This window comes from Amycolatopsis anabasis (genome assembly GCF_009765355.1).
Lineage (GTDB): Bacteria > Actinomycetota > Actinomycetes > Mycobacteriales > Pseudonocardiaceae > Amycolatopsis > Amycolatopsis anabasis.
The window spans coordinates 14,363-34,553 of the sequence record NZ_VTHK01000037.1 but is presented as its reverse complement, the minus strand read 5'-3'; the positions used below and the strand labels follow the sequence as shown (position 1 = coordinate 34,553).

General features: G+C 70.3%; 18 protein-coding genes. 11 read left to right on the top strand and 7 right to left on the bottom strand.

The window, feature by feature from the left end; all coding sequences use genetic code 11:
* The first annotated feature begins 79 nt into the window (after window positions 1-79).
* From FXO23_RS35540 to FXO23_RS35530, 3 genes are all read left to right on the top strand, one after another.
* Window positions 80-1,423: an amino acid permease gene (locus FXO23_RS35540; protein WP_158890580.1), complete on the top strand. Its 1,344-nt coding sequence runs from the start codon at window positions 80-82 to the stop codon at window positions 1,421-1,423.
* Window positions 1,424-1,532: 109 nt separating this feature from the next.
* Complete coding sequence (locus tag FXO23_RS35535) at window positions 1,533-1,895, top strand: hypothetical protein (RefSeq protein ID WP_246258221.1); 363 nt, start codon at window positions 1,533-1,535, stop codon at window positions 1,893-1,895.
* Window positions 1,896-1,923: 28 nt separating this feature from the next.
* Window positions 1,924-3,108, top strand: a complete 1,185-nt coding sequence (locus FXO23_RS35530; protein ID WP_158890496.1) for a cytochrome P450 family protein — start codon at window positions 1,924-1,926, stop codon at window positions 3,106-3,108.
* Here FXO23_RS35530 and cysC read toward each other — a convergent pair.
* Together cysC and cysD are read right to left on the bottom strand one after the other, a co-directional pair.
* Window positions 3,098-4,912 (bottom strand): adenylyl-sulfate kinase, encoded by a 1,815-nt coding sequence (gene cysC, locus FXO23_RS35525; RefSeq protein WP_158890493.1) that lies wholly within the window; start codon window positions 4,910-4,912, stop codon window positions 3,098-3,100. The genes FXO23_RS35530 and cysC overlap by 11 nt on opposite strands.
* Window positions 4,912-5,826 carry a sulfate adenylyltransferase subunit CysD gene (cysD, locus tag FXO23_RS35520; protein ID WP_246258226.1) on the bottom strand — a complete coding sequence of 305 codons (915 nt, stop codon included), beginning with the start codon at window positions 5,824-5,826 and terminating at the stop codon, window positions 4,912-4,914. Before cysD ends, cysC begins: the two co-directional genes overlap by 1 nt.
* A gap of 76 nt (window positions 5,827-5,902) precedes the next feature.
* Here cysD and FXO23_RS35515 point away from each other — a divergent pair, with 76 nt between their 5' ends.
* Window positions 5,903-6,364, top strand: coding sequence for a nuclear transport factor 2 family protein (locus FXO23_RS35515; protein ID WP_158890490.1), 462 nt, complete (start codon window positions 5,903-5,905; stop codon window positions 6,362-6,364).
* Here FXO23_RS35515 and FXO23_RS35510 read toward each other — a convergent pair.
* The gene (locus tag FXO23_RS35510; RefSeq protein ID WP_158890488.1) at window positions 6,361-7,242 is read right to left on the bottom strand and encodes an IclR family transcriptional regulator; all 882 of its coding nucleotides are present in this window, start codon (window positions 7,240-7,242) and stop codon (window positions 6,361-6,363) included. The two genes, FXO23_RS35515 and FXO23_RS35510, sit on opposite strands and share 4 nt — an antisense overlap.
* An 85-nt stretch (window positions 7,243-7,327) precedes the next feature.
* Between FXO23_RS35510 and FXO23_RS35505 the strand changes: the two genes are divergently transcribed.
* From FXO23_RS35505 to FXO23_RS35495, 3 genes are read left to right on the top strand one after another with little or no spacing between them, the layout of a single operon-like run.
* On the top strand, window positions 7,328-8,497 hold the full coding sequence (locus tag FXO23_RS35505; RefSeq protein ID WP_158890486.1) for a hypothetical protein: 1,170 nt from the start codon (window positions 7,328-7,330) through the stop codon (window positions 8,495-8,497).
* Window positions 8,498-8,501: 4 nt separating this feature from the next.
* A complete protein-coding gene (locus FXO23_RS35500; RefSeq protein ID WP_158890484.1) occupies window positions 8,502-9,278 on the top strand; it encodes an SDR family oxidoreductase in 777 nt (258 codons plus the stop codon).
* Window positions 9,279-9,294: 16 nt separating this feature from the next.
* Window positions 9,295-10,455, top strand: coding sequence for a sulfotransferase family protein (locus tag FXO23_RS35495; RefSeq protein ID WP_158890482.1), 1,161 nt, complete (start codon window positions 9,295-9,297; stop codon window positions 10,453-10,455).
* A 256-nt stretch (window positions 10,456-10,711) separates the two neighbouring features.
* On the opposite strand, the gene FXO23_RS35490 is transcribed toward FXO23_RS35495, so the two are convergent.
* Complete coding sequence (locus FXO23_RS35490) at window positions 10,712-11,626, bottom strand: SCP2 sterol-binding domain-containing protein (RefSeq protein WP_158890480.1); 915 nt, start codon at window positions 11,624-11,626, stop codon at window positions 10,712-10,714.
* 76 nt (window positions 11,627-11,702) lie between these two features.
* Here FXO23_RS35490 and FXO23_RS35485 point away from each other — a divergent pair, with 76 nt between their 5' ends.
* Both FXO23_RS35485 and FXO23_RS35480 read left to right on the top strand, forming a co-directional pair.
* Window positions 11,703-12,368: a TetR/AcrR family transcriptional regulator gene (locus FXO23_RS35485; RefSeq protein WP_158890478.1), complete on the top strand. Its 666-nt coding sequence runs from the start codon at window positions 11,703-11,705 to the stop codon at window positions 12,366-12,368.
* A gap of 34 nt (window positions 12,369-12,402) precedes the next feature.
* Window positions 12,403-13,395: an LLM class flavin-dependent oxidoreductase gene (locus FXO23_RS35480; protein ID WP_158890476.1), complete on the top strand. Its 993-nt coding sequence runs from the start codon at window positions 12,403-12,405 to the stop codon at window positions 13,393-13,395.
* Here FXO23_RS35480 and FXO23_RS35475 read toward each other — a convergent pair.
* Genes FXO23_RS35475 through FXO23_RS35465 form a run of 3 tightly spaced genes read right to left on the bottom strand, consistent with a single transcriptional unit; the run spans window position 13,336 to window position 15,811 of the window.
* Window positions 13,336-14,148 (bottom strand): alpha/beta fold hydrolase, encoded by an 813-nt coding sequence (locus tag FXO23_RS35475; RefSeq protein ID WP_158890474.1) that lies wholly within the window; start codon window positions 14,146-14,148, stop codon window positions 13,336-13,338. The genes FXO23_RS35480 and FXO23_RS35475 overlap by 60 nt on opposite strands.
* On the bottom strand, window positions 14,138-15,346 hold the full coding sequence (locus FXO23_RS35470; RefSeq protein ID WP_158890472.1) for a glycosyltransferase 87 family protein: 1,209 nt from the start codon (window positions 15,344-15,346) through the stop codon (window positions 14,138-14,140). Before FXO23_RS35470 ends, FXO23_RS35475 begins: the two co-directional genes overlap by 11 nt.
* 48 nt (window positions 15,347-15,394) lie before the next feature.
* Window positions 15,395-15,811: a PPOX class F420-dependent oxidoreductase gene (locus FXO23_RS35465; protein ID WP_158890470.1), complete on the bottom strand. Its 417-nt coding sequence runs from the start codon at window positions 15,809-15,811 to the stop codon at window positions 15,395-15,397.
* A gap of 121 nt (window positions 15,812-15,932) precedes the next feature.
* Between FXO23_RS35465 and FXO23_RS35460 the strand changes: the two genes are divergently transcribed.
* Both FXO23_RS35460 and FXO23_RS35455 read left to right on the top strand, forming a co-directional pair.
* Window positions 15,933-16,490 (top strand): HAD family hydrolase, encoded by a 558-nt coding sequence (locus tag FXO23_RS35460; protein WP_246258220.1) that lies wholly within the window; start codon window positions 15,933-15,935, stop codon window positions 16,488-16,490.
* 87 nt (window positions 16,491-16,577) lie between these two features.
* The gene (locus tag FXO23_RS35455) at window positions 16,578-20,159 is read left to right on the top strand and encodes a GH116 family glycosyl hydrolase (protein WP_158890468.1); all 3,582 of its coding nucleotides are present in this window, start codon (window positions 16,578-16,580) and stop codon (window positions 20,157-20,159) included.
* Window positions 20,160-20,191: the final 32 nt, after the last annotated feature.

Below are 20,191 nucleotides of genomic sequence, written 5' to 3'. Positions count from 1 at the left end.
ATGACACCGTCGCGAAGGAGATCAGGTGAGCGCTGCCCCGGAGACCGGCGGGCTGCGGCCGGGACTGGCGAAACGGCACATGAACCTGATCGCGCTCGGCGGGGTCATCGGCGCCGGGCTTTTCGTCGGCAGCGGTGTGGTGATCTCCTCGACCGGCCCGGCCGCGGTGGTCTCGTTCCTGATCGCCGGGATCCTGACCGTGCTGATCATGCGGATGCTCGCGGAGATGACCGTCGCCCGCCCGGCACTCGGCTCGTTCTACGCCTACGCCCGCGAGGCCCTCGGCGATCGCGCGGGCTTCGCGGTCGGCTGGATGTACTGGTACTTCTTCGTCATCGTGGTCGCCGTCGAAGCGGTCGCCGGGGGACGCATCCTGCGGCTGTGGCTGCCGGGCGTGCCGTTGTGGGTGCTCAGCCTCGGCCTGCTCCTGCTGCTCACCGCGACCAACCTGGTCTCCGCGCGGTCCTACGGCGAGTTCGAGTACTGGTTCTCCTCGATCAAGGTCGTCGCGATCGTGGTGTTCCTCGCCGTCGGCGTCCTCTACCTGTTCGGCGTCTGGCCGGGCGCCCGCGGCGGCCTGGGCAACCTGGTGGACCACGGCGGATTCGCCCCGCTCGGTATCGGCGCGGTGCTCGCCGCGGTCGTGCCGTGCATCGGCTTCTACACCGGGGCCGAGATCGTGACGATCGCCGCGGCCGAATCCGCCGAACCCCGGCAGGCGGTCGCGCGGGCGATGCGGTCGATCATCCTGCGCGTGGTCGCTTTCTACGTCGGCTCGGTGTTCCTCGTGGTCGCGATCGAACCGTGGAACTCGGAGGCGATCGCGGTCAGCCCGTACGCCGCGGTGCTGGCGGTGCTCGGCATCCCGGCGGTCGGCACGATCATGAACGCGATCGTGCTCACCGCGGTGCTGTCCTGCCTCAACTCCGCCCTCTACACCTCGTCGCGCATGCTGTTCGCGCTCACCCGCACCGGCGACGCGCCACGCGCGTTCACCAGGCTGTCCGGCAAAGGGGTGCCGCGCCGCGCGATCCTGGCCGGAACGGTCGCCGGGTTCGGGTCGGTGGTCGCCGCATACGTCTCGCCCGATCTCGTCTTCGGCTTCCTGGTGAACTCCTACGGCGCGGTCGCGCTGTTCGTGTACCTCGCGATCGCGGTCGCGCAGGTCCGGCTGCGGCGGCGGATCGAACGGGAGGAGCCGGGCGAGATCACCCTGAAGATGTGGCTATTCCCCGGATTGAGTTACGCCACCATCATTGCCCTGGCCGCGGTCCTGGCGGCCATGGCGATCCTGCCCGCGAGCAGGTCACAGTTCTGGCTCAGCGCGATCACCCTGGCCGTGATCTTGGCCGTTTTCGAGGTGCGCAAACGATATCGGCACGACCGGGTGTCACCCACGGGCATGGTCCACAGTAGCCGTTAGGGGCAACCGCGGCGCCGCCGGGCACGCACCGTGCTGAACTTCGAGGATGACTCAACCAGCCATTTCCCGAACCCGCCGAGTGCTCGTCGCACTCGCGGTGTGCTGCGCCATGATCGGTCTCGCCCCGGCCGCCTCGGCGACCGAATCAGCCGTCGACAAGACCAATGTGAAGGTCCACGCCAAGCTCGACAAGAATCAGGTCAAGGTCGGGGAGAAGGTGAAGCTCAAGGGCAGCTTGGAGATCGATGCGCCCGCCCGCTCCGGGAGCGACGGCCTCGAGCTCCTTCTCGTGCAGAAGCTCCAGGCGGGTGTGTGGGTGAACATCGCCGATACCTCGTGCCGCCCCAACGGCAACTACTCGCTCAACCTGAGCTTCAGCGTGTCCGCGCAGCTCAGCCTGCGCGTCTATTACCCCGGAACCAGCATCTACGCGGCGGCGTCCTCGGAGGTGTTCGGGCTCGTCGTGCTCTAGGCGGTACGGCCGGGGATACGGTGGTCCCATGACCATCGAGTCCCCGGCCACCCCGTTCGACCACCAGCATTTCGCGAATCCGGATCCCACCTTCGCACGGCTGCGCGAGGAAGGTCCGGTCCACCGGATCCAGACGCCGGACGGCTACCCGATCTGGCTCGTCACCCGGGAAGCCGACGTCCGCGCCGCGCTCGCCGATCCCCGCCTGGCCCTGGGCAAGGCGCACGCGGGGGACGGCTACACCGGGTTCAGCCTGCCCCCGGCGCTCGACGCGAACCTGCTCAACCGGGACGGCGCGGACCACATCCGCCTGCGGAAGCTGGCCGCGGCGCCGTTCTCCGCCCGCCGCGCCGAAGCCCTGCGCGAGCGCGTGCACACCATCGCCGACGAACTCGCCGACGCCATCGCCGAACGAGGAAACGCCGACCTGATCGCCGAGTTCGCCTTGCCGCTGCCCTTGTCCGTGGTCGGCGAGCTGCTCGGGATTCCCGACGCCGATCGCCGCTCGTTCGCCGAGTGGACGAGCTCGCTGCTCACCCCCGCCCATCGGGGCCAGGTGGCCGAATCGGTCCGCGAGATCCACCACCTGCTGCTGCGCCTGATCGAGTCCCGGCGGGCCGAACCCGGTGACGACCTGCTCTCCGCGTGGATCACGGCGCGCGACGAGGCAGACCGGCTCAGCGAAGACGAGCTGATCTCGCTGGCGTTCCTGGTGCTGTGGGCGGGCATCGAGAACGTCACGCACGTGATCGGCCACGGCACCCTGCTCCTGCTGCGCGAACCGGAAACCGCGCGAGCCCTGCGCGACGATCCCGCCGGGCTGGCGACCGCGGTCGAGGAGATGCTGCGCTACACCGTGCCGCCGGTGGTCTCGATTCGCCGGTTCGCCCGGGCCGAACTGGAGATCGGCGGGGTCACGATCCCCGCCGGGCACACGGTGATGCTCGGCCTCGCCTCCGCGAACCGCGATCCCGCGCGCTTCACCGACCCGGAACGCTTCGATCCGGCGCGCACCGAGAACCCGCATCTCGCGTTCGGGCACGGCCCGCACTACTGCCTCGGCGCGCCGCTGGCCCGGATCGAGTTGACCACCGCCTTCGACGTGCTGCTGCGGCGGTTCCCGGCACTCGCGCTCGCCGTGCCGGAAGCCGACCTGCGGTGGCGGCCGTCGTTCCGGATGCGGGCCCTGGTCGAGTTGCCCGTCACCGTGTGAGCCGGGCGAGCACCGCTTCGGCCATCGCGGCCGGGTCACCGTTTTCCGGGCGCAGCACCAGATCCGGCCGCTCCGGAGCCTCGTAGGGGTCGTCGACGCCGGTGAACCCGGTGATCTCGCCCGCCCGCGCCTTCGCGTACATCCCCTTCGGATCGCGCTGCTCGCACAGCTCTATCGGCGTGTCGACAAATACCTCCACAAAGGACAGTCCGGCCCGCTCGTGCGCCGCGCGGACCCGGTCGCGGTCCGCGCGGTACGGGCTGATCAGCGACACCACCGCGACCACCCCGGCGTCGGCGAACAGCCGCGCCACCTCGCCGACCCGGCGCACGTTCTCCGCGCGGTCCGCGGCGCTGAACCCGAGATCGGCGTTGAGGCCGTGCCGGAGGTTGTCCCCGTCGAGCAGGTAGGCGGGCCGCCCGGCGGCCACCAACCGGCGCTCGAGTTCCACCGCGACCGTGGACTTGCCCGAGGCGGAGAGCCCGGTGAGCCAGATGGTCAGCCCGCGCGAGGCGCGCTCCTCCCGGCCCACCGCGGCCGCGTGCCAGACGACGTTGGCCGAGGGGCCGGTGATCATGCCCGCGGCGACGGTGTTGTTGGTGACGTCGTCGACCAGGATGAAACTGCCGGTGTCCCGGTTGCGGCGATAGGGATCGAACGGCAACGTCTGCTGGGTGCGCAGCCGGATCCGGCCGATCTCGTTGAGCGCCAACGCGTTCGCCGATTCGTCCCGGTGCAGGGTGTTCACGTCCAGCCGGTAGTCCACCGTCTGGATCCGCGCGGGTGCGGCCCGGGTGGTGTGGCGGATCGTGTACTTCGCGCCCTCGGTGAGCTGGGCGGTCTCGGTGAACCAGCAGACCATCGCGTCCAGGTCCTGCCCGAGGTGCGGCCGGTTGTTCGGGCGGCAGATCAGATCACCGCGGCCGACGTCCAGATCGTCGGTGAGCTGGAGGGTGACCGCCTGGGGCGGGAACGCCTCGTCGATCCGGACCCCGCCGGGGCCCCAGATCGCCCGCACGGTGGTGGTGAAACCGGACGGCAGCACGACGACTTCGTCCCCGGGTTTGAACACCCCGCCCGCGACGGTGCCCGCGTAGCCGCGGTAGTCGTCGCGCGGCCGGATCACGTACTGGACCGGGAACCGCGCGTCGATCAGGTTGCGGTCGGAGGCGACGTGCACCTCCTCGAGCTGGTGCAGCAGCGGCGGGCCCTCGTACCACGGCATGCTCGTGCCGCGGTGCACGATGTTGTCGCCGTGCAGCGCGGAAACCGGGACGAAGCTCAGATCGTGCACGTCCAGTTTCATGGCGAAGCGCCGGAAGTCCTCGCGGATCTCCTCGAACCGCTCGGCCGACCAGTCCACCAGGTCCATCTTGTTGACGCACAGCACCATGTGCGGGATGCCGAGCAGGCTGGCCAGGAACGCGTGCCGCCGGGACTGCTCCAGCACGCCCTTGCGCGCGTCGACCAGGATCAGCGCGAGGTCCGCTGTGGACGCCCCGGTGACCATGTTGCGGGTGTACTGGATGTGGCCCGGGGTGTCCGCGATGATGAACTTCCGCCGGGGCGTGGCGAAGTACCGGTGGGCAACGTCGATCGTGATGCCCTGCTCGCGCTCGGCGCGCAGCCCGTCGGTGAGCAGGGCGAGGTCGGGGTACTCGGCGCCGCGCTCGCGGCTGGTCCGCTCGATCGCGGCGAGCTGGTCGGAGAAAAGGGTTTTGGAGTCGAAGAGCAGCCTGCCGATGAGCGTGGACTTGCCGTCGTCGACGCTTCCCGCGGTGGCGAGCCGGAGCAACTGGGTCACTAGAAGTACCCCTCTCTCTTCCGATCCTCCATACCCGCCTCGGAGATCCGGTCGTCCGCGCGGGTCGCGCCACGCTCGGTGACCCGGGTGGCCGCGACCTCGGCGGCCACCGCTTCCGGTGTGGTGGCCACGGATTCGACGCAGCCGGTGCAGGTCGCGTCGCCGACGGTCCGGAACCGGACCTGGGCCTCGAACGGCTCCTCGCCGGGCAGCAGGGTCGTGAACCGGGTGTGCGCGAGCAGCATGCCGTCGCGCTGGAAGACCTGGCGGCGGTGGGCGTAGTAGATCGACGGCAGCTCAATGCGTTCGTCCACAATGTACTGCCAGATGTCGAGTTCGGTCCAGTTCGACAGCGGGAACACGCGGATGTGCTCGCCCTTGCGGTGCCGCCCGTTGTACAGCTTCCACAGTTCCGGCCGCTGCGCGCGCGGATCCCACTGGCCGAACTCGTCGCGGAAGCTGAACACCCGCTCCTTCGCGCGCGCTTTCTCCTCGTCCCGGCGCGCACCGCCGAACACCGCGTCGAACCGGTGCTCGCTGATTGTCCGAAGTAACGTTGTGGTCTGCAACCGGTTGCGGCTCGCGCGCGGTCCCGTCTCCTCGGTCACCCGGCCCGCGTCGATGTCGTCCTGCACGCTGCTCACCAGCAGGCGCACGCCCAGGCGCCGCACGGTTTCGTCGCGGAACGCGAGCACCTCGTCGAAGTTGTGCCCGGTGTCGACGTGCAGCACGCCGAACGGCAGCGGTGCGGGCCAGAACGCCTTGGCGGCCAGGTGCAGCATCACCACCGAATCCTTGCCGCCGGAGAACAGCAGGACCGGCCGCTCGAACGTCGCGGCGACCTCGCGGAAGATGTGCACGGCCTCGGCTTCCAGGGCCCGCAGATGGGTCAGTTCGTATGTCGTGGTCACGATGAACCCGCCCTTCGGATGCCAGCGAAAGTAGAACAAGTTCTTGCGCTTGGTCAACCCGCGGCGCAGGCTTGACCGCATGGACCTGGCCACGTTCGAAGATCTCCGCCGCCTGAAGTACCGCTACCTCCGCACGCTGGATCTGAAGGATTGGGAGCCGTTCGCCGAGACGCTGACCGAGGACGCGACCGCCTGCTACGGCGGCGAACGGCTGACGTTCTCCGGGCGCGCCGAGATCGTCGGCTTCATGCGGAACTCGCTGGGCCCCGGGGTGATCACCGTGCACCACTGCCACCACCCGGAACTCGAGGTGGACGGCGACCAGGCCACCGGGATCTGGGCGCTGGACGACACCGTGATCGTCCCCGAGCACCGGCTCGTGCTGCGCGGCGCCGCGTTCTACGAGGACGCCTACCGCCGCGGTGCCGACGGCGCCTGGCGGATCGCGCGCACCGGCTACCGGCGGACCTACGAGGCCACGCTCTCCCTCGACGACCTGCCGAGTTTCCGCCTCACCGCGAACCGCTGGGCAGACGGCTAGGAAGCCTTCCGGCCACCGGATTCCGCGGTGATCCGATCGGCGGCCTCGACCAGTGCCGCGCCCCGGCGCGCGATCTCCGCCCCGGTGATCGCCTCGCCCACCGACAACGTGAGCACCAGGTGCTGGGCGCCGTCCGGGGCGAAGGTCGGCGCGGCGATCAGGTTCACCGGATGCTTGCGGCGGGCGGAAAGATCGGCGTCGAGGTAGACCCGTTCCCCCAGGCTGGACACCATCTCGCCGACCAACTCCCGGACCTCGTCGGGCAGGTCGTACGCGGCCACCCCGGCCATCAGCGAATGCAGGCGCAGCCCGGCGGGGGTCAGGCTCTCCACCAGGTAACCCCGCTCGCGGCATTCCGCGACGACGCGGCGCAGGCGCGCCCGGTCCAGCCGCACCGGCAGCGTCGGCGGCCGGTCCAGCCAGCGCTCGAGCGCGGTATCGGGGCCCCACAACACGTACATCAGCCCGACCGGCGGCGCGAACGGGTACCGCTGGCCGATCTTGACCGCCCTGGACCCGGCGCGTTCCAGGATCACGATCTGGTCGCCGACCACCGCGGACGCGGTGCACGTGGTCCGGTACCGCGCGCTCAGCTCGCCGAGCACCCGCCGCGCGATCTCGCCCGCGGCGAAGTCGTCCTGGGCGGCGCGCCCGGCGGCCATCAGCGCGGGCCCCAGCCGGTAGGCCTTGGTCCGCGGATCGCAGGACAGGTACCCGGCGTCGGTCAGTTCGGTGAGGATGCCCAGGCAGGTGGGTTTGGCCAGGTCCAGCTCCCGTGCGAGCTCGGACAGGCCGAAGCGTTCGCCCTGCCGGGCGACCAGGAAGTCGAGCACCTGGATCACCCGCTGGGTCGGCGGCGATCGGCGGGCAGGCGGCATTGACCAATCCTTAGAACGAGTTCTACTCTCGGTCAGCACGGATTGTACCCCGTTGGTCCATATTTGTACCGTTAAGGAGCCGCCGGTGATCACCCAGCCATTCGCGGACGCGGTCGTCGAGGCCGAGCAGGTCATCACCGGCGCCCCGCACGTGCAGAGCGAGCAGGACCTGCGCGAGGGATACGACTACCTCGCGGGCAGCATCCGGGCCTCCCTCCAGATGGCCTGGGCGTACGAACGCGACTTCCCCTACTTCGTCCAGTCCACCGGGCCGTACACCAAGATGGGCCTGGACAACCCGGACACCCTGTACTTCCACGCGTACCTGCGCGAGGACGCGGAATACGTGGTGACCGGCCGGCGCGGCACCACCACCGATCTCAGTTTCCAGGTGCTGAACGGGGACTACTCCCCGGTCGACGTGCCGGACAGCCTGACCGCGTTCGACGACCGCGAGATCGAGATCGCCGAGGACGGCACGTTCGAACTGCGGTTCGGCCCGAAGAAGGCGAATCCGGGGCGGAACTACTTCACCCTCGGCCCGGGTTCGGCGATGCTCGTCGTGCGCGAGGTGTACAGCGACTGGACCGCCGAACGCCGCGGCATGATCCGCATCCACCGCGCGGACACGATCGGCGCGGCCCCGCCGACGCCCGCCCCGGACGCGCTCGCCAAACGCTACGGCGTGGCCGGGAAGATCCTGCTCAGCAGGCTCAAGACGTTTCTCGCCTTCCCGGAGTGGTTCTACCTCAAGCTGCCGGTGAACACGATGACCGAACCGCGCTCCACACCGGGCGGGCTCACCACCCAGTTCTCCTCGGTCGGCCACTACGACCTCGACGACGACCAGGCGCTGGTGATCACCGTGCCCGCCTCGGACGCGCCCTACCAGGGCTTCCAGCTCGGCAGCATGTGGTACCTCTCGCTCGACTACATCAACCACCAGACCAGCCTCACCGCCGACCAGTCGCGGATCGACCCGGACGGCAAGATCCGGTTCGTGGTCAGCGAACGCGATCCCGGCCTGGCCAACTGGCTGGAGCGCACCGGCCACCGTCGCGGGTACCTGCAGATCCGCTGGCAACGGCTGTCCCGGGACCTCAAACCCGAGGACGGCCCGGAAGTGGAGATCGTCGGCGTGGACGAACTCCCCGACCGGCTGCCGTACTACGAGCAGGCCCGGGTGACGCCCGCGGAATGGGCCGAGCGGATCGCCACCCGGCAGGCCGCGGTCGCGGCCCGGATGCTGGGCTGAAGCCGTGCTGCTGCAAGGGAAAGTCGTCGTGGTGTCCGGGGTCGGCCCGGGGCTCGGCCGGTCGATCGCCGTGCGCGCCGCGCACGCGGGCGCCGATGTCGTGCTCGCCGCGCGCACCGAATCCCGGCTCGCCGAAGTGGCCGCCGAGGTCACCGCGGCCGGGCGGCGGGCGGTGACCGTGCCGACCGACATCACCGACGAAGGCGCCGCCACCCGGCTCACCGAGCGGGCGCTGGCGGCGTTCGGCCGGGTCGACACGCTGGTCAACAACGCGTTCGCGATCCCGCCGATCACCGATCTCGCCGACGTGGACCTGGCCGACGTCCGGGCGGGTTTCGAAACCAACGTGCTCGCCGCGCTGCGGCTGACCCGGCTGTTCACGCCCGCGCTCGCCGAGTCGAAGGGCTCGGTGGTGATGATCAATTCGGCGGTGCTGCGGCATTCGCGGCGGACGTTCGGCGCGTACAAGATGGCCAAGGCGAGCCTGCTCGCCCTCGCGCAGAGCCTGGCCACCGAACTCGGCCCGCGGGGTGTGCGGGTCAACTCCGTCGCGCCCGGTTACATCTGGGCCGATTCGCTGAAGTGGTACTTCGCCTATCTCGCCAAGGAACGCGGCGTGGACCCGCGGCAGGTCTACGACGAGACCGCGGCGACCCTGGACCTGCGCAAGCTGCCCGAGCCGGACGAGATCGCCGACGCCGTGGTGTTCCTGGCGTCCGGGATGGCCCGCGCGATCACCGGGCAGTGCCTCGACGTCAACGGCGGCGAATTCCACCACTGAGCTAAGGAACTTCGGGATGAGCACACCAGGACGCGCGAGCGTCGGCACGGTCGAGGATCTGCACGCCTCGGCCACGAAGATCACCGGGCTGGACGACTTCGGCACCGACGACTACCGCGAGGGGCTCGCGGTGCTGCTGGACTCCTACGCCCGCGAAGCCCGGCTGACCCCGTGGGGCAACAAGGTGAATCGGGCGTTCCTGCGCGGCGCGCTGGTGGCCCGGCTGCTCAGCGAGGCGGCCTGGAAGCAGCACCCCGGGCACGCGGACGTCCGGATCGAACGGCCGATCTTCGTCACCGGCCTGCCGCGCACCGGTACGACCGCGCTGCACCGGTTGCTCACCGCGGATCCGGCGCACCAGGGACTGGAGATGTGGCTCACCGAAATGCCCCAGCCCCGGCCGCCGCGGGAAACCTGGGCGGACAACCCGGTTTTCCAGAAGCTCGAAGAGGGCTACCGGAAGCACCACGTCGAACACCCCGAGTTCATGGGCCTGCACTACATCTCGGCGGATCAGGTCGAGGAGTGCTGGCAGCTGCTGCGCCAGTCGATCATGTCCATCTCGTACGAATGCCTGGCCAGCGTGCCAAGCTATTCGTCCTGGTTGGACGGTCGTGATTGGACGGAGGCATACCACCGGCACCGGCGCAACCTGCAGCTGATCGGCCTGCCGGACGCCGACCGGCGGTGGGTGCTCAAGAACCCCAGCCACCTGTTCGCGTTGAACGCCCTGTTCGACGCCTACCCGGACGCGCTGGTCATCCAGACCCACCGCGCGCCGCGGACCGCCCTGGCTTCGGTGTGCAGCCTCAACGAGCAGGCCACCGCGGGCTGGTCCGAGACGTTCCGCGGCGAAGTCGTCGGCCGCGCGCAGCTCGACCTGTGGGCGCGCGGGCTCGACCGGTTCCGGGCCGACCGCGCGAAACACGATGCGGCGCGGTTCTACGACGTGCACTACGACGATTTCGTGGCCGATCCGATCGGCACGGTCGAGGCGATCTACGCGTACTTCGGCCTGCCGCTGACCGAAGACGCGCGATCGGCGATGCGCGCGATGCACGAGGAGAGCCGGTCCGGCGGGCGGCGACCCGCGCACCGCTACGAACTGGCCGATTTCGGGCTCACCGGCGAGGAAGTGGACGAACGCTTCGCCGACTACCTGCGCGCCCACTGGTAAGCCCCCTGGGCCCGCGAGTCGCACATTCCGGCAACCGAACTACACACTCAGGCACGCGAACTACACATTGCGGTTTCCAGTGTGCGGGCTTCGCCCGAGTTCCCCATTCCGGAACCCAGTCGACACCGCACCGGATGGTCTCGCGCGTACGAGAACGTGTAACTCGTGGTCCCGAACGTGCAATTCGGGTGCGCGAACGTGTAACTCGTGGTCCTGGACGTGTAACTCGCGTGCGGGAACGTGTGGTTCGCGGGTGTTAGCCGCGGGGGACGGCGAACAGGGTGGGCAGTTGGCTGGCGAACATCAGGTCACCGCGCACCGAGAGTTTGCGGGTGAGGAAGGCGGTCACCGGGTTCGCGTTGCCGGTGACCAGTTTGCAGAACTGGATCGGGTCGGTGCGGATCGACACCTTCGGCGTACCGGGTAGCTCGGCGCCGACCGTGCACTTCCCGTCCACGACCTGGGTGCGGTACTCGTCGTAGCCGCCGTCCGGGCGGCCGGTGATCTGCCAGACGATCAGCGCGTCCACCCCGGACGCCCGGTTTTCGTCGAGGTAACCGGGCATGCGCCGGAAGATCTCGTCGAGCAGGAGCTGCCGCACCGGTCCGCGCAGCCGCTTCGCGAGTTCGCGGTCCGGGGTGTCGCGGACCAGGCGGGCGATCGCGCCCACGTCGACCTGACCCGGATCGCCGACCGGCACCACCCCGTCCCCGGACGGAATCCGCAGGAACCGCACCAGATCGAGGGCGAGCGAGGCGTCGCCGTCGAGCGTGAGCGCGCCGGAGAGCACCATCGTCGACGGATCGGCGTTGCCGGTGGCCAGGGTGAGGAAATCGGCCGTCGCCAGGCGCAGGGTGACCGCGGGGGTGCCGGTGAGTTCGCGTCCGGCGCGCGCGGTCCCGTCGGTGATCTCCAGGAGGAACCGGTCCGGGTCGCCGTCCTCGCCGAGGATCTCCCAGGCGACCGTGGCGGTGACCCCGGCGGCGGCCTCCGCGTCGACGTAGCCGGGGATGCGGCGGATCACCTCGTCGAGAATGCGCTCGCGCAGTTCGCCCCGGGTGGCCGCGCGGAGCAACTCGTCGGGGACCTGGCCGATCAGCCGCGCCAGGTCGGCGGCGTCGAGCGTGGTCAGGTCGACGTCCGCGAACGCCGCGGCGAGGTCCTCGGTCATGACTGCCTCCATCGGCACGCGCCGAAACTTTCCTACCGACACGTAGGAATTTCCTACTTTGATGTAGCATCGTCAAGTGGCGAATCGTAAAGTGGTCCGGATCACCCCGCCCCGGGTGACGGTGTCCCGGAAACCGCGGGCGGCGCATCTCGGCCCCGAGAAACGGCGGCCACTGGTGCTCGACGCCGCCCTGCTGGTGTTCCTGGAACGCGGGTACCGGGGCACGTCGATGCAGGCGGTCGCGGAAGCCGCCGGGGTGACGAAACCGGTGGTGTACGAGTGCTTCCCGAGCAAGGACAAGCTGCTCCTGGCGCTGCTGGACCGCGAGGAGCAGCGGTTGATGGACGCGATCCTGGAGGCGCTGCCGAAGAACCCCTCGTTCGAGAACCTCGAGGCGGTGATCGCCTCCGGCCTGTCCGCGTTCCTGGCCGCGGCCACCCAGGCGACCGACGCGTGGCGGATCGTCTTCGACTCGCAGCACGGCTCCGACACCGTGGTGGCCGAACGCGTGCGGGCCGCGCGGGAACAGCTGATCGGCCGGTTGCGCGAACTGGTCGTGCTGTACCTGGAAACCCTCGAGGTCGACGACATCGACCGCAAGTCGCCGGTGCTGACCGAGTTGTTCGCCGGGGTCGCCGAATCCTGCGCCCGGATGCTGGTCATCCAGCAGTTCCCGTGGACGGTCACCGAACTGGCCAGCTACGTCGCCTCGCTGATCACCCGGGGCGTCAAGCGCAGCTAGGGAATCACCCGCGCTCGCGGGCGTTGACCATGGTGTGACCACCCGATTTTCCGTGCTCGACCGGTCCCGCACCCGGCAGGGGCAGCGCCACGCCGAAGCGCTGCGGGAGACCGTCGCGTTCGCGCGGCAGGCCGAAGCGCTGGGCTACCACCGGTTCTGGGTGTCCGAGCACCACGGCGTGCCCGGGGTCGCCGGTTCGGCGCCGACGGTTCTCGCGGCGGCCGTCGCCGCGGCGACCTCGCGCATCCGCGTCGGCACCGGCGGGGTGATGCTGCCCAACCACCAGCCGCTCGTGGTGGCCGAGCAGTTCGGCGTGCTCGAATCGCTGCACCCGGGTCGGATCGACATGGGCCTGGGCCGTTCGGTCGGGTTCACCGGCGGGGTCCGCCGCGCGCTCGGCCACGGCAAGGACGACGCCGAGCACTTCGGCGAGCAACTGGCCGAACTGCTCGGCTACTTCACCGGCGACCAGCGCGTCCACGCCCGACCGTCCGAAGGGCTGCGGGTGTCGCCGTTCGTCCTCGCGACCGGATCCAGCGCCCGGTTCGCCGCCGAGGCCGGGCTGCCGCTGGTGATCGGCGCGTACCGCGGCGAGGACGCGATGCTGCGCGCGATCGAGGCATACCGCGCGCAGTTCCGCCCGTCGGTCTGGTCACCGGCGCCGTACGTGGTGGTGTCCTCGACCATCGCGGTCGCCGGGACGAGCGAGCGGGCGCGGCGGCTGCTGATGCCCGAAGCCTGGTCGAGCGCCTACTCCCGCACGCATGGCGTGTTCCCGCCGCTCAGCTCGGCCGACGAGATCGACTCGCTGACCATGACCGAGCGCGAGCGGAAGTTCTTCGACGAGGCGATGCTCGGCCACATTCACGGCACTGCGGACGAGGTGGCCGACGCGCTGCACGCGCTGACCGCCCGCACCGGCGCCGACGAGTTCCTGGTCACCACCAGCACGTTCGACCGCGCGGAACTACTCGATTCCTACCGGCGGCTGGCCGAACTCACCGGTGTCCTCGCCCCGGCCCGCTAGGAACTCGGCAAGCGCTGCCCCGAACTCCGGCGTGGTGACCGCGGTCGTGTGGTCACCGGGCAGCACGACATGCCGTCCCGCGGGCAAGGCGGCGGCCAGCGCACCGGCGGTGTGGTGGTAGTCGTCCTCCTCGCCGGTCGCGACCAGGATCGGCATCCCGAGGCTCCCGAGCGCCTCGCGCGGGGTGTCGACGGACGTGCCGAGCACGTGCAGCAGGGCCACCGGATCACCGCCGACCGCGTGCAGGAACTCCTCCGCCCGTGCCTGCATAGATCCGGGCTCGAACGTGCCGAGGTTGGTGAGCAGGTGCCGGAACCAGTCGCCGCCGCGGCGGCCCGTGGCGTGCACGACCCCGTCCAGGCCCAGTCCGCCGAGGATCGCCTGTCCCGGGCGAGCACCGCGGGCCAGCATCCGCAGGGTCGTCCGCGCGCCCAGCGAATAGCCGCCGAGGTCGTAATCGGTCAGCCCGAGGTGCTCGATCAGGGCGAACCCGTCGTCGGCGAGCACATCGGGCGGGTACGCGGCGGCATCGTGCGGTTTGGCGCTGTCCCCGTGCCCGCGCAGATCCGGCAGGATGAGCCGGTAACCCCGCGCCACGAGTTCCTCGGCGTGGCCGTAGCCGACCCAGGTGACCATCGCGGTCGAGAAGTAGCCGTGGATCAGCACCAGCGGCCGCCCCTCCCCCAGTTCGCGGAAGGCCAGCTCGGTGCCGTCGCGGCCGCGGAAACGCTGGATCAACGGGTCACGCGGCATGGAGCGCCTCCCGGGGTGCGGCACGGGTCTCGCGGTTGAGCAGCAGGATCGCGCCCAGGACGACCGGGAAGAAGACGTAGGCGTTGCTGAGCAGGAAGGTCCATGCGTTCAGGGCCGGTTCGCCGTTCTGGCCGGGGTTCATCGAATGCAGCGGGCGTTGGGCGAAGACGAACACCGTGACCGGCAACAGGAGCCAGGCCGCCCGGCTACCGGTGCAGGCTGCCGCGGCGAGCAGGGCGACCAGCGGCACGATCCAGACCCAGTGGTGGATCCACGACACCGGGCTCACCAGCAGGGCGAGGAACGCGGTCACCAGCAACGCGTGCACCGGCAGGCCCGCGCGGTGGTAGCGGCGCACCAGGACGACCGCGCCGACCGCGAGCACCGCGGCGATCGCGTAGGCGACCGGCTGCGACCAGGACGCCATCTCGGACAACCGCCGCACGACGCTGCCCAGCGACTGGTTCCACGACCACTGGGTCGGGCCGATGCGGGACGAATCGAAAACCGTGTGCGTCCAGAATCGCGAAGTGTCGTGCGGTGCGATGAGCAGCATCAGGCCCTGCAGCCCGGCGAACGTTCCGGCGGCCCGCGCGGCGTCCGCTTTCCGGCCGGTCAGCGCCAGGTGCACCACGAAGATCAGCGGGGTCAGCTTGGTCGCCGCCGCGACCCCGATCAGCACGCCGCCCCAGCGTCCGGAGCGCCCGCACACGACCAGCACGTCGACCACGACCATGGCCATCAGCACCGCGTTGATCTGCCCGTACTCGAGCGTGACCCAGACCGGTTTGGTCACCAGCATCAGCAAGGCGACCGCGACCCCGCCCCAGACCGGGGACAGCCACGCGGGCCGCCGGGGCACCCTGCGCAGGACCAGCCAGGCGACCAAACCCAGCGACACCACCGAAAGGGCGTTCAGCAGTCCCCAGGCCACCTGCGGCGGAAAGAGAACCAGCGGAACGAACAGCACCGCCGCGAAGGGCGCGTAGGTGAACGGGAGTTTCGCGTAGTCCGGTTCCGCGGCCAGGACATCGGCGTCGTAGAGCGGATCGCCGTGCAGCAGGGTCGCCGCGCCCGCCTGGTAGACGGCGGTGTCGCCGCCCTCGGGCCAGCCGTGCGCGAAGGAGAACACCCCGCGCGCGGCGAACCCGGCCGCCACCAGCCCGAGCACCACCCAGGCGATCCAGCGACCCCGCACTACTCCCCCATCGCGACCTCGGACAACGGCCAGCAGACTACCCGGCGGCTACCCGGGGACCTTGGCCACCACGATCTTCGCCGGCGTCAGCCGCACGACGACCCGCACCTGGCCGGGGTCCGCTTCCCACGGCTCACCGGTGTAGGCGCGGCACAGTTCGTCCATCAGCTCGCGGCCGCCCTCCTCGGTCAACGTGACCGTGCCGCGTACCTCGACGTAGTGGTAGGGGTTCTCCGGATCGTGCGCCAGCAGGGTCGCCCGCGGGTCCCGGACCAGATCCCGCCACTTCTGCCGATCGCGCACCGTGACCATCAGCAGATCGTCGCCGTCCCGCTTGACCCAGATCATGCTCGAATGCGGTTGGCCGTCCTTGCCGATCGTGGTGAGGACCGAGAAGTACGGAGCGCGGAAGAACCGGGCGGCCTCGTCCGTCAACCGGGCCAGCGCGGAAACCTGAACTGCCATGGCTCCACGAATACACCCGTCGCAACCGATCCGGGCGCGATGGTGGTCGAGCCGACCGTGATCATCGAGACTCGAATCCCGCAGCCAGGCGGCGTGGGCCCGCCTGTTCCGCGCGCACGGAGTGGCCGAAGCCGAGCGGTTCCTGCCGGAATTCCGCGGACGGCCGGGCAAGGAGGTGCTCGCCGGACACCTCGCACTGTTCCCCGGCCGGAGCGTCGACGAGTTGTTCGCCGAGGCCGTGGCGTACTCGCGGCGGCCGGACGTGCCCGCCGCCCGGCCGGTGCGCGGGGCGGTCGAACTGATCGAGCGGCTGCACGGCGAGGGCGTCCCGATCGGCGTGGTGACCTCGGGAACGCGCGACTACGCGCACGCCGAACTGAGCGCGCTCGGCGTGCTCGCCCGGTTCGCGGTGGTGCTCACCGCCGACGACGTGACGCGGGGCAAACCGGATCCGGAGGGCTACCTCGCCGGATGCGCGGCACTCGGCGTCGAACCGGAGCACACCGTGGTGTTCGAGGACGCCCCGGCCGGGATCGCGGCGGCGAAACGCGCGGGCGCCTGGTGCGTGGCGGTGACCACGACCATGCCGCGTTCCGCGCTGACCGCGGCGGATCTCGTGCTCGCCGATCTGTCCGAAGTGGAGTGGCCGGTAGCAGCGGCAGCACCATTTGGCCGCTAGACGCGGGAAGAACCGGTCGCTAGCGTCTTGAGTAATCGATTACTCGACTCGCCCCCTGCCGGCGGGCCTCAGCGTGGAGGCTCGGCTATGTCCGAATGCTGTCCCGACGGCGCCTGCGGACCGGTCTCGATCGGCCCGTCGCGCCGGACGTTCCTCACCCTCGGTGTGGCCGGGCTCGGCCTGATGGCCGTCCCGGCGCGGGCCGCCGCTTCGCTCGGGCTGGATCCCGACCGGCTGGTGGCCGTGCCCCGCGACAAGAACCTCACCCCCGAGGTGGTGCGCGAACTGCTCGCCCGGGGCGAACCGACCGAATACTCCGGCGCCGCGCTGCAGCGGATCGGCATGCCGGTCGGCGGCGGCTGCTGCGGCCTGGTCTACCTGGCCGGGGACGGCAAGCTCTGGGCGTGGGACATCCTCAACCCGGCCAGTTTCCCGCTCGGCGGGGCGACCTGGGAGGGCCTGAACTACGCGCGGCCGCTTTCCGCCTCTTCGCCGTTCCGCCAGGGGTTCACGCTCCGCACGGCCACCGGCGGGCAGACGCGCACCCGCACGCTCGACGCGCAGGGCTTCCCCGAGGCGCGGTTCGTCGGCCGGTACCCGATCGGCACCACGACGTACCGCGCGCCGGACAGCCCGGTCGAGGTGGTCTGCGAGGCGTTCTCCCCGTTCGTCCCGCTGTCCGTGCCGGATTCGACGTTGCCCGCGACCGTGCTGGCCTACACGGTCCGCAACGTCACCCGCGCCCCGGTCCGGGTGGAACTGACCGGCCTCTCGGACAACCCGGTGTGCCTGCCGACCCGCCGCCAGCAGCCGACGAAACTGACGGCCGAGCGGTACGCCGGGCGGGGGCTGCGCGGCGTGCAGTTCAGCGCGGCCGAGGACACCTTGCCCGGCAACGACATCGTGTTCGAGGACTGGGAGAACGGGTACACGGGCTGGACGGTCACCGGTGACGCGTTCGGCGACGGCCCGGTGCGGGCGGCCGACCTGCCCCCGCAACTGCGCCGCTTCGGCGACCTGAACGTGTCCGGCACGCGGTTCGTCACCTCGTACGACTTCCGGTCCGGCCGCAACGACACCGCGCAGGGCACGATGACCAGCCGCGAGTTCACCATCGAGCGGAAGTTCGTGGCGGCCTCGGTCGGCGGTGGCGATCAGCCCGGCCGGGCCTGCCTGAACGTCGTCGTGGACGGCGTGGTGGTGGCCAGCGCGACCGGATCGAACAGCGAACCGTTCTTCTCCCGGATGCTGGACGTGCGCGCCTACCTCGGCCGCACCGCGCACCTCGAGATCGTGGACCGGGCCACCGGCGGCTGGGGACACGTCAACGTGGACGCCATCGTGTTCACCGACTCGCCGGACATCCTGTTCGAGGACTGGGAAAAGGGCACCTACGAGGGCTGGACCACCACCGGGAACGCGTTCGGCGAGGGGCCGGTGCGGCCCGGCGACACACCCGAGTTCTTCCGGCGCCCGGTCGGCGAGATCACCGATCTGAACGTGTCCGGCACCTGGTTCGTCACCTCGCACAACTTCCGCCTCGGCGGGAACTTCGACGCCTACCAGGGCACCATGACCAGCCGCGAGTTCACCATCGAGCGCAAGTACGTCACCGCGTGGGTGGGCGGCGGCGCGGAGGCGGGCAAGACCTGCGTCAACGTGCTCGTCGACGGGGCGGTGGTGGCGAGTTTCCTGGGCAAGGAGATGGAGCCGCTGACCGGGATCTCGCTCGACGTGGGTCCGTGGCTCGGGAAGACCGCGCGGCTGGAGTTCGTCGACGCCTCGAGCGTGCCGTGGGGGCACATCAACGTGGACCGGATCGTCTTCAGCGACCGTCCGGTGCGCCGCAAACCGCTGGCGTCCTCCCCCGACTTCGGCACGTTCTCGCTCGCGGCGCTGGACGACGCGGCCGAGGTACGACTGTCCGGTGTGGACAGTGCAGAGGTGGCGGTGCCGTTCACGCTCGGTCCGGGCCGGGAGCGGACCGTGCGGTTCGTGTTCGGCTGGCACTTCCCCACTCCCGAGCCGTTGCTGTTCGCCTGGCTCGACGACGGCCCGTCGCTGCGGCACCACTACGCGGCCCGGTTCGGTTCCGCGCGTGCGGTGGTCGAACACCTGGCGAAGGAACGCGAGCGGCTGGAATCGCGCACCCGGTCCTGGGTGCGGACCTGGTACGAGGATTCCTCGCTGCCGCACTGGTTCCTGGAGCGCACGTTCGCTCCCGCGTCCACGCTCGCCACGAACACCTGCTACCGCTTCGACAACGGCCGGTTCTACGCGTGGGAAGGGCTGTACTGCTGCGTCGGCACCTGCGGCCACGTGTGGAACTACGCGCAGGCCCTGGCCCGCCTGTTCCCGGAGCTGGAACGCGACACCCGGGAACGGGTCGACCTCGGCCTGGCGCTGCTGCCCACCGGGGAGATCAAGAACCGCGGGGAGAGCACCGACGGCTGGTTCGCCGACGGGCAGTGCGGCACGATCCTGCGCGTTTACCGGGAACACCAGATGTCGCCGGACGACGCGTTCCTGCGCCGGGTGTGGCCGAAGGTCCGGCTCGCGCTGGACTGGGTGGTCCGCGCGGACGGGGACGCGGACGGGATCCTGGAAGGCAGCCAGTGGAACACCCTGGACGCCCAGTGGTTCGGCGAGATCCCGTGGATCAGCGGGCTGTACGTGGCAGCGCTGCGGGCGGGCGCCGCGATGGCCCGGGAAATGGGCGACGCCGGTGCGGCCGAACGGTACGCGGGGCTGGCCGACCGGGGTTCGGCCCAGCTGGCGGACGCGTTGTGGGACGAGCGCTACGGCTACTTCGTCCAGCACGTCGATCCCGCGCATCCGACCGCGGTCAACTCCAACCGCGGCTGCTACATCGACCAGATGTACGGCCAGACCTACGCCGACCAGCTCGGCCTCCCCCGGATCTTCCCCGAGGGCAAGGCGAAGACCGCGCTGAACAACATATTCCGCAACAACTTCCTGCCCGATCCGGCCGCTCACCGGCCGCCGGGCATCCCGGTCGGGCGGGTGTACGCCACACCGGGCGAGCCGGGCACGCTGATGTGCACCTGGCCGTACGGCGGCTCCACCGAAACCGGGAAGGACGGCCCGGTCGGCTACTTCAACGAGGTGTGGACCGGGCAGGAGTACCAGCTCGCCGCGCACCTGTTCGCCACCGGAATGGTCACCGAGGCGATGGCCGTGATCAAGGCGGTGAACGACCGGTACTCGGCGACGAAACGCAATCCGTACAACGAGATCGAGTGCAGCGACCACTACGTGCGGGCGATGATGAGCATCGGCGCCTACCTCGCGGCGTGCGGCTACGAGCACCACGGCCCGCGCGGGCATCTCGGGTTCGCGCCGCGGGTGACCCCGGAGGACTTCCGCGGCGCGTTCACCGCGGCCGAGGGGTGGGGGCTGTACCGGCAGACCCGGACCGGCCCGCGGCAGACGAGCGGAATCGAAGTGCGGTACGGGAAACTGCGCCTGAGCACGCTCGCGCTGGAGGTCCCCGGCGCACCCCGCGAGGTCGCGCTCGCCGGCGCCGCGGCACCCCCGTTCACCACCGCGCCCGGGGTGACCGGCACCCGGATCCTGATCACTTTCCCGAAACCGCTCGTGCTGACCGAGGGGTCGTCGTTCGAAGTGGTGATCTCGCTGGGGTCGTGAGTGGACAGACCGGTTCCAACCGGTCCAAACAC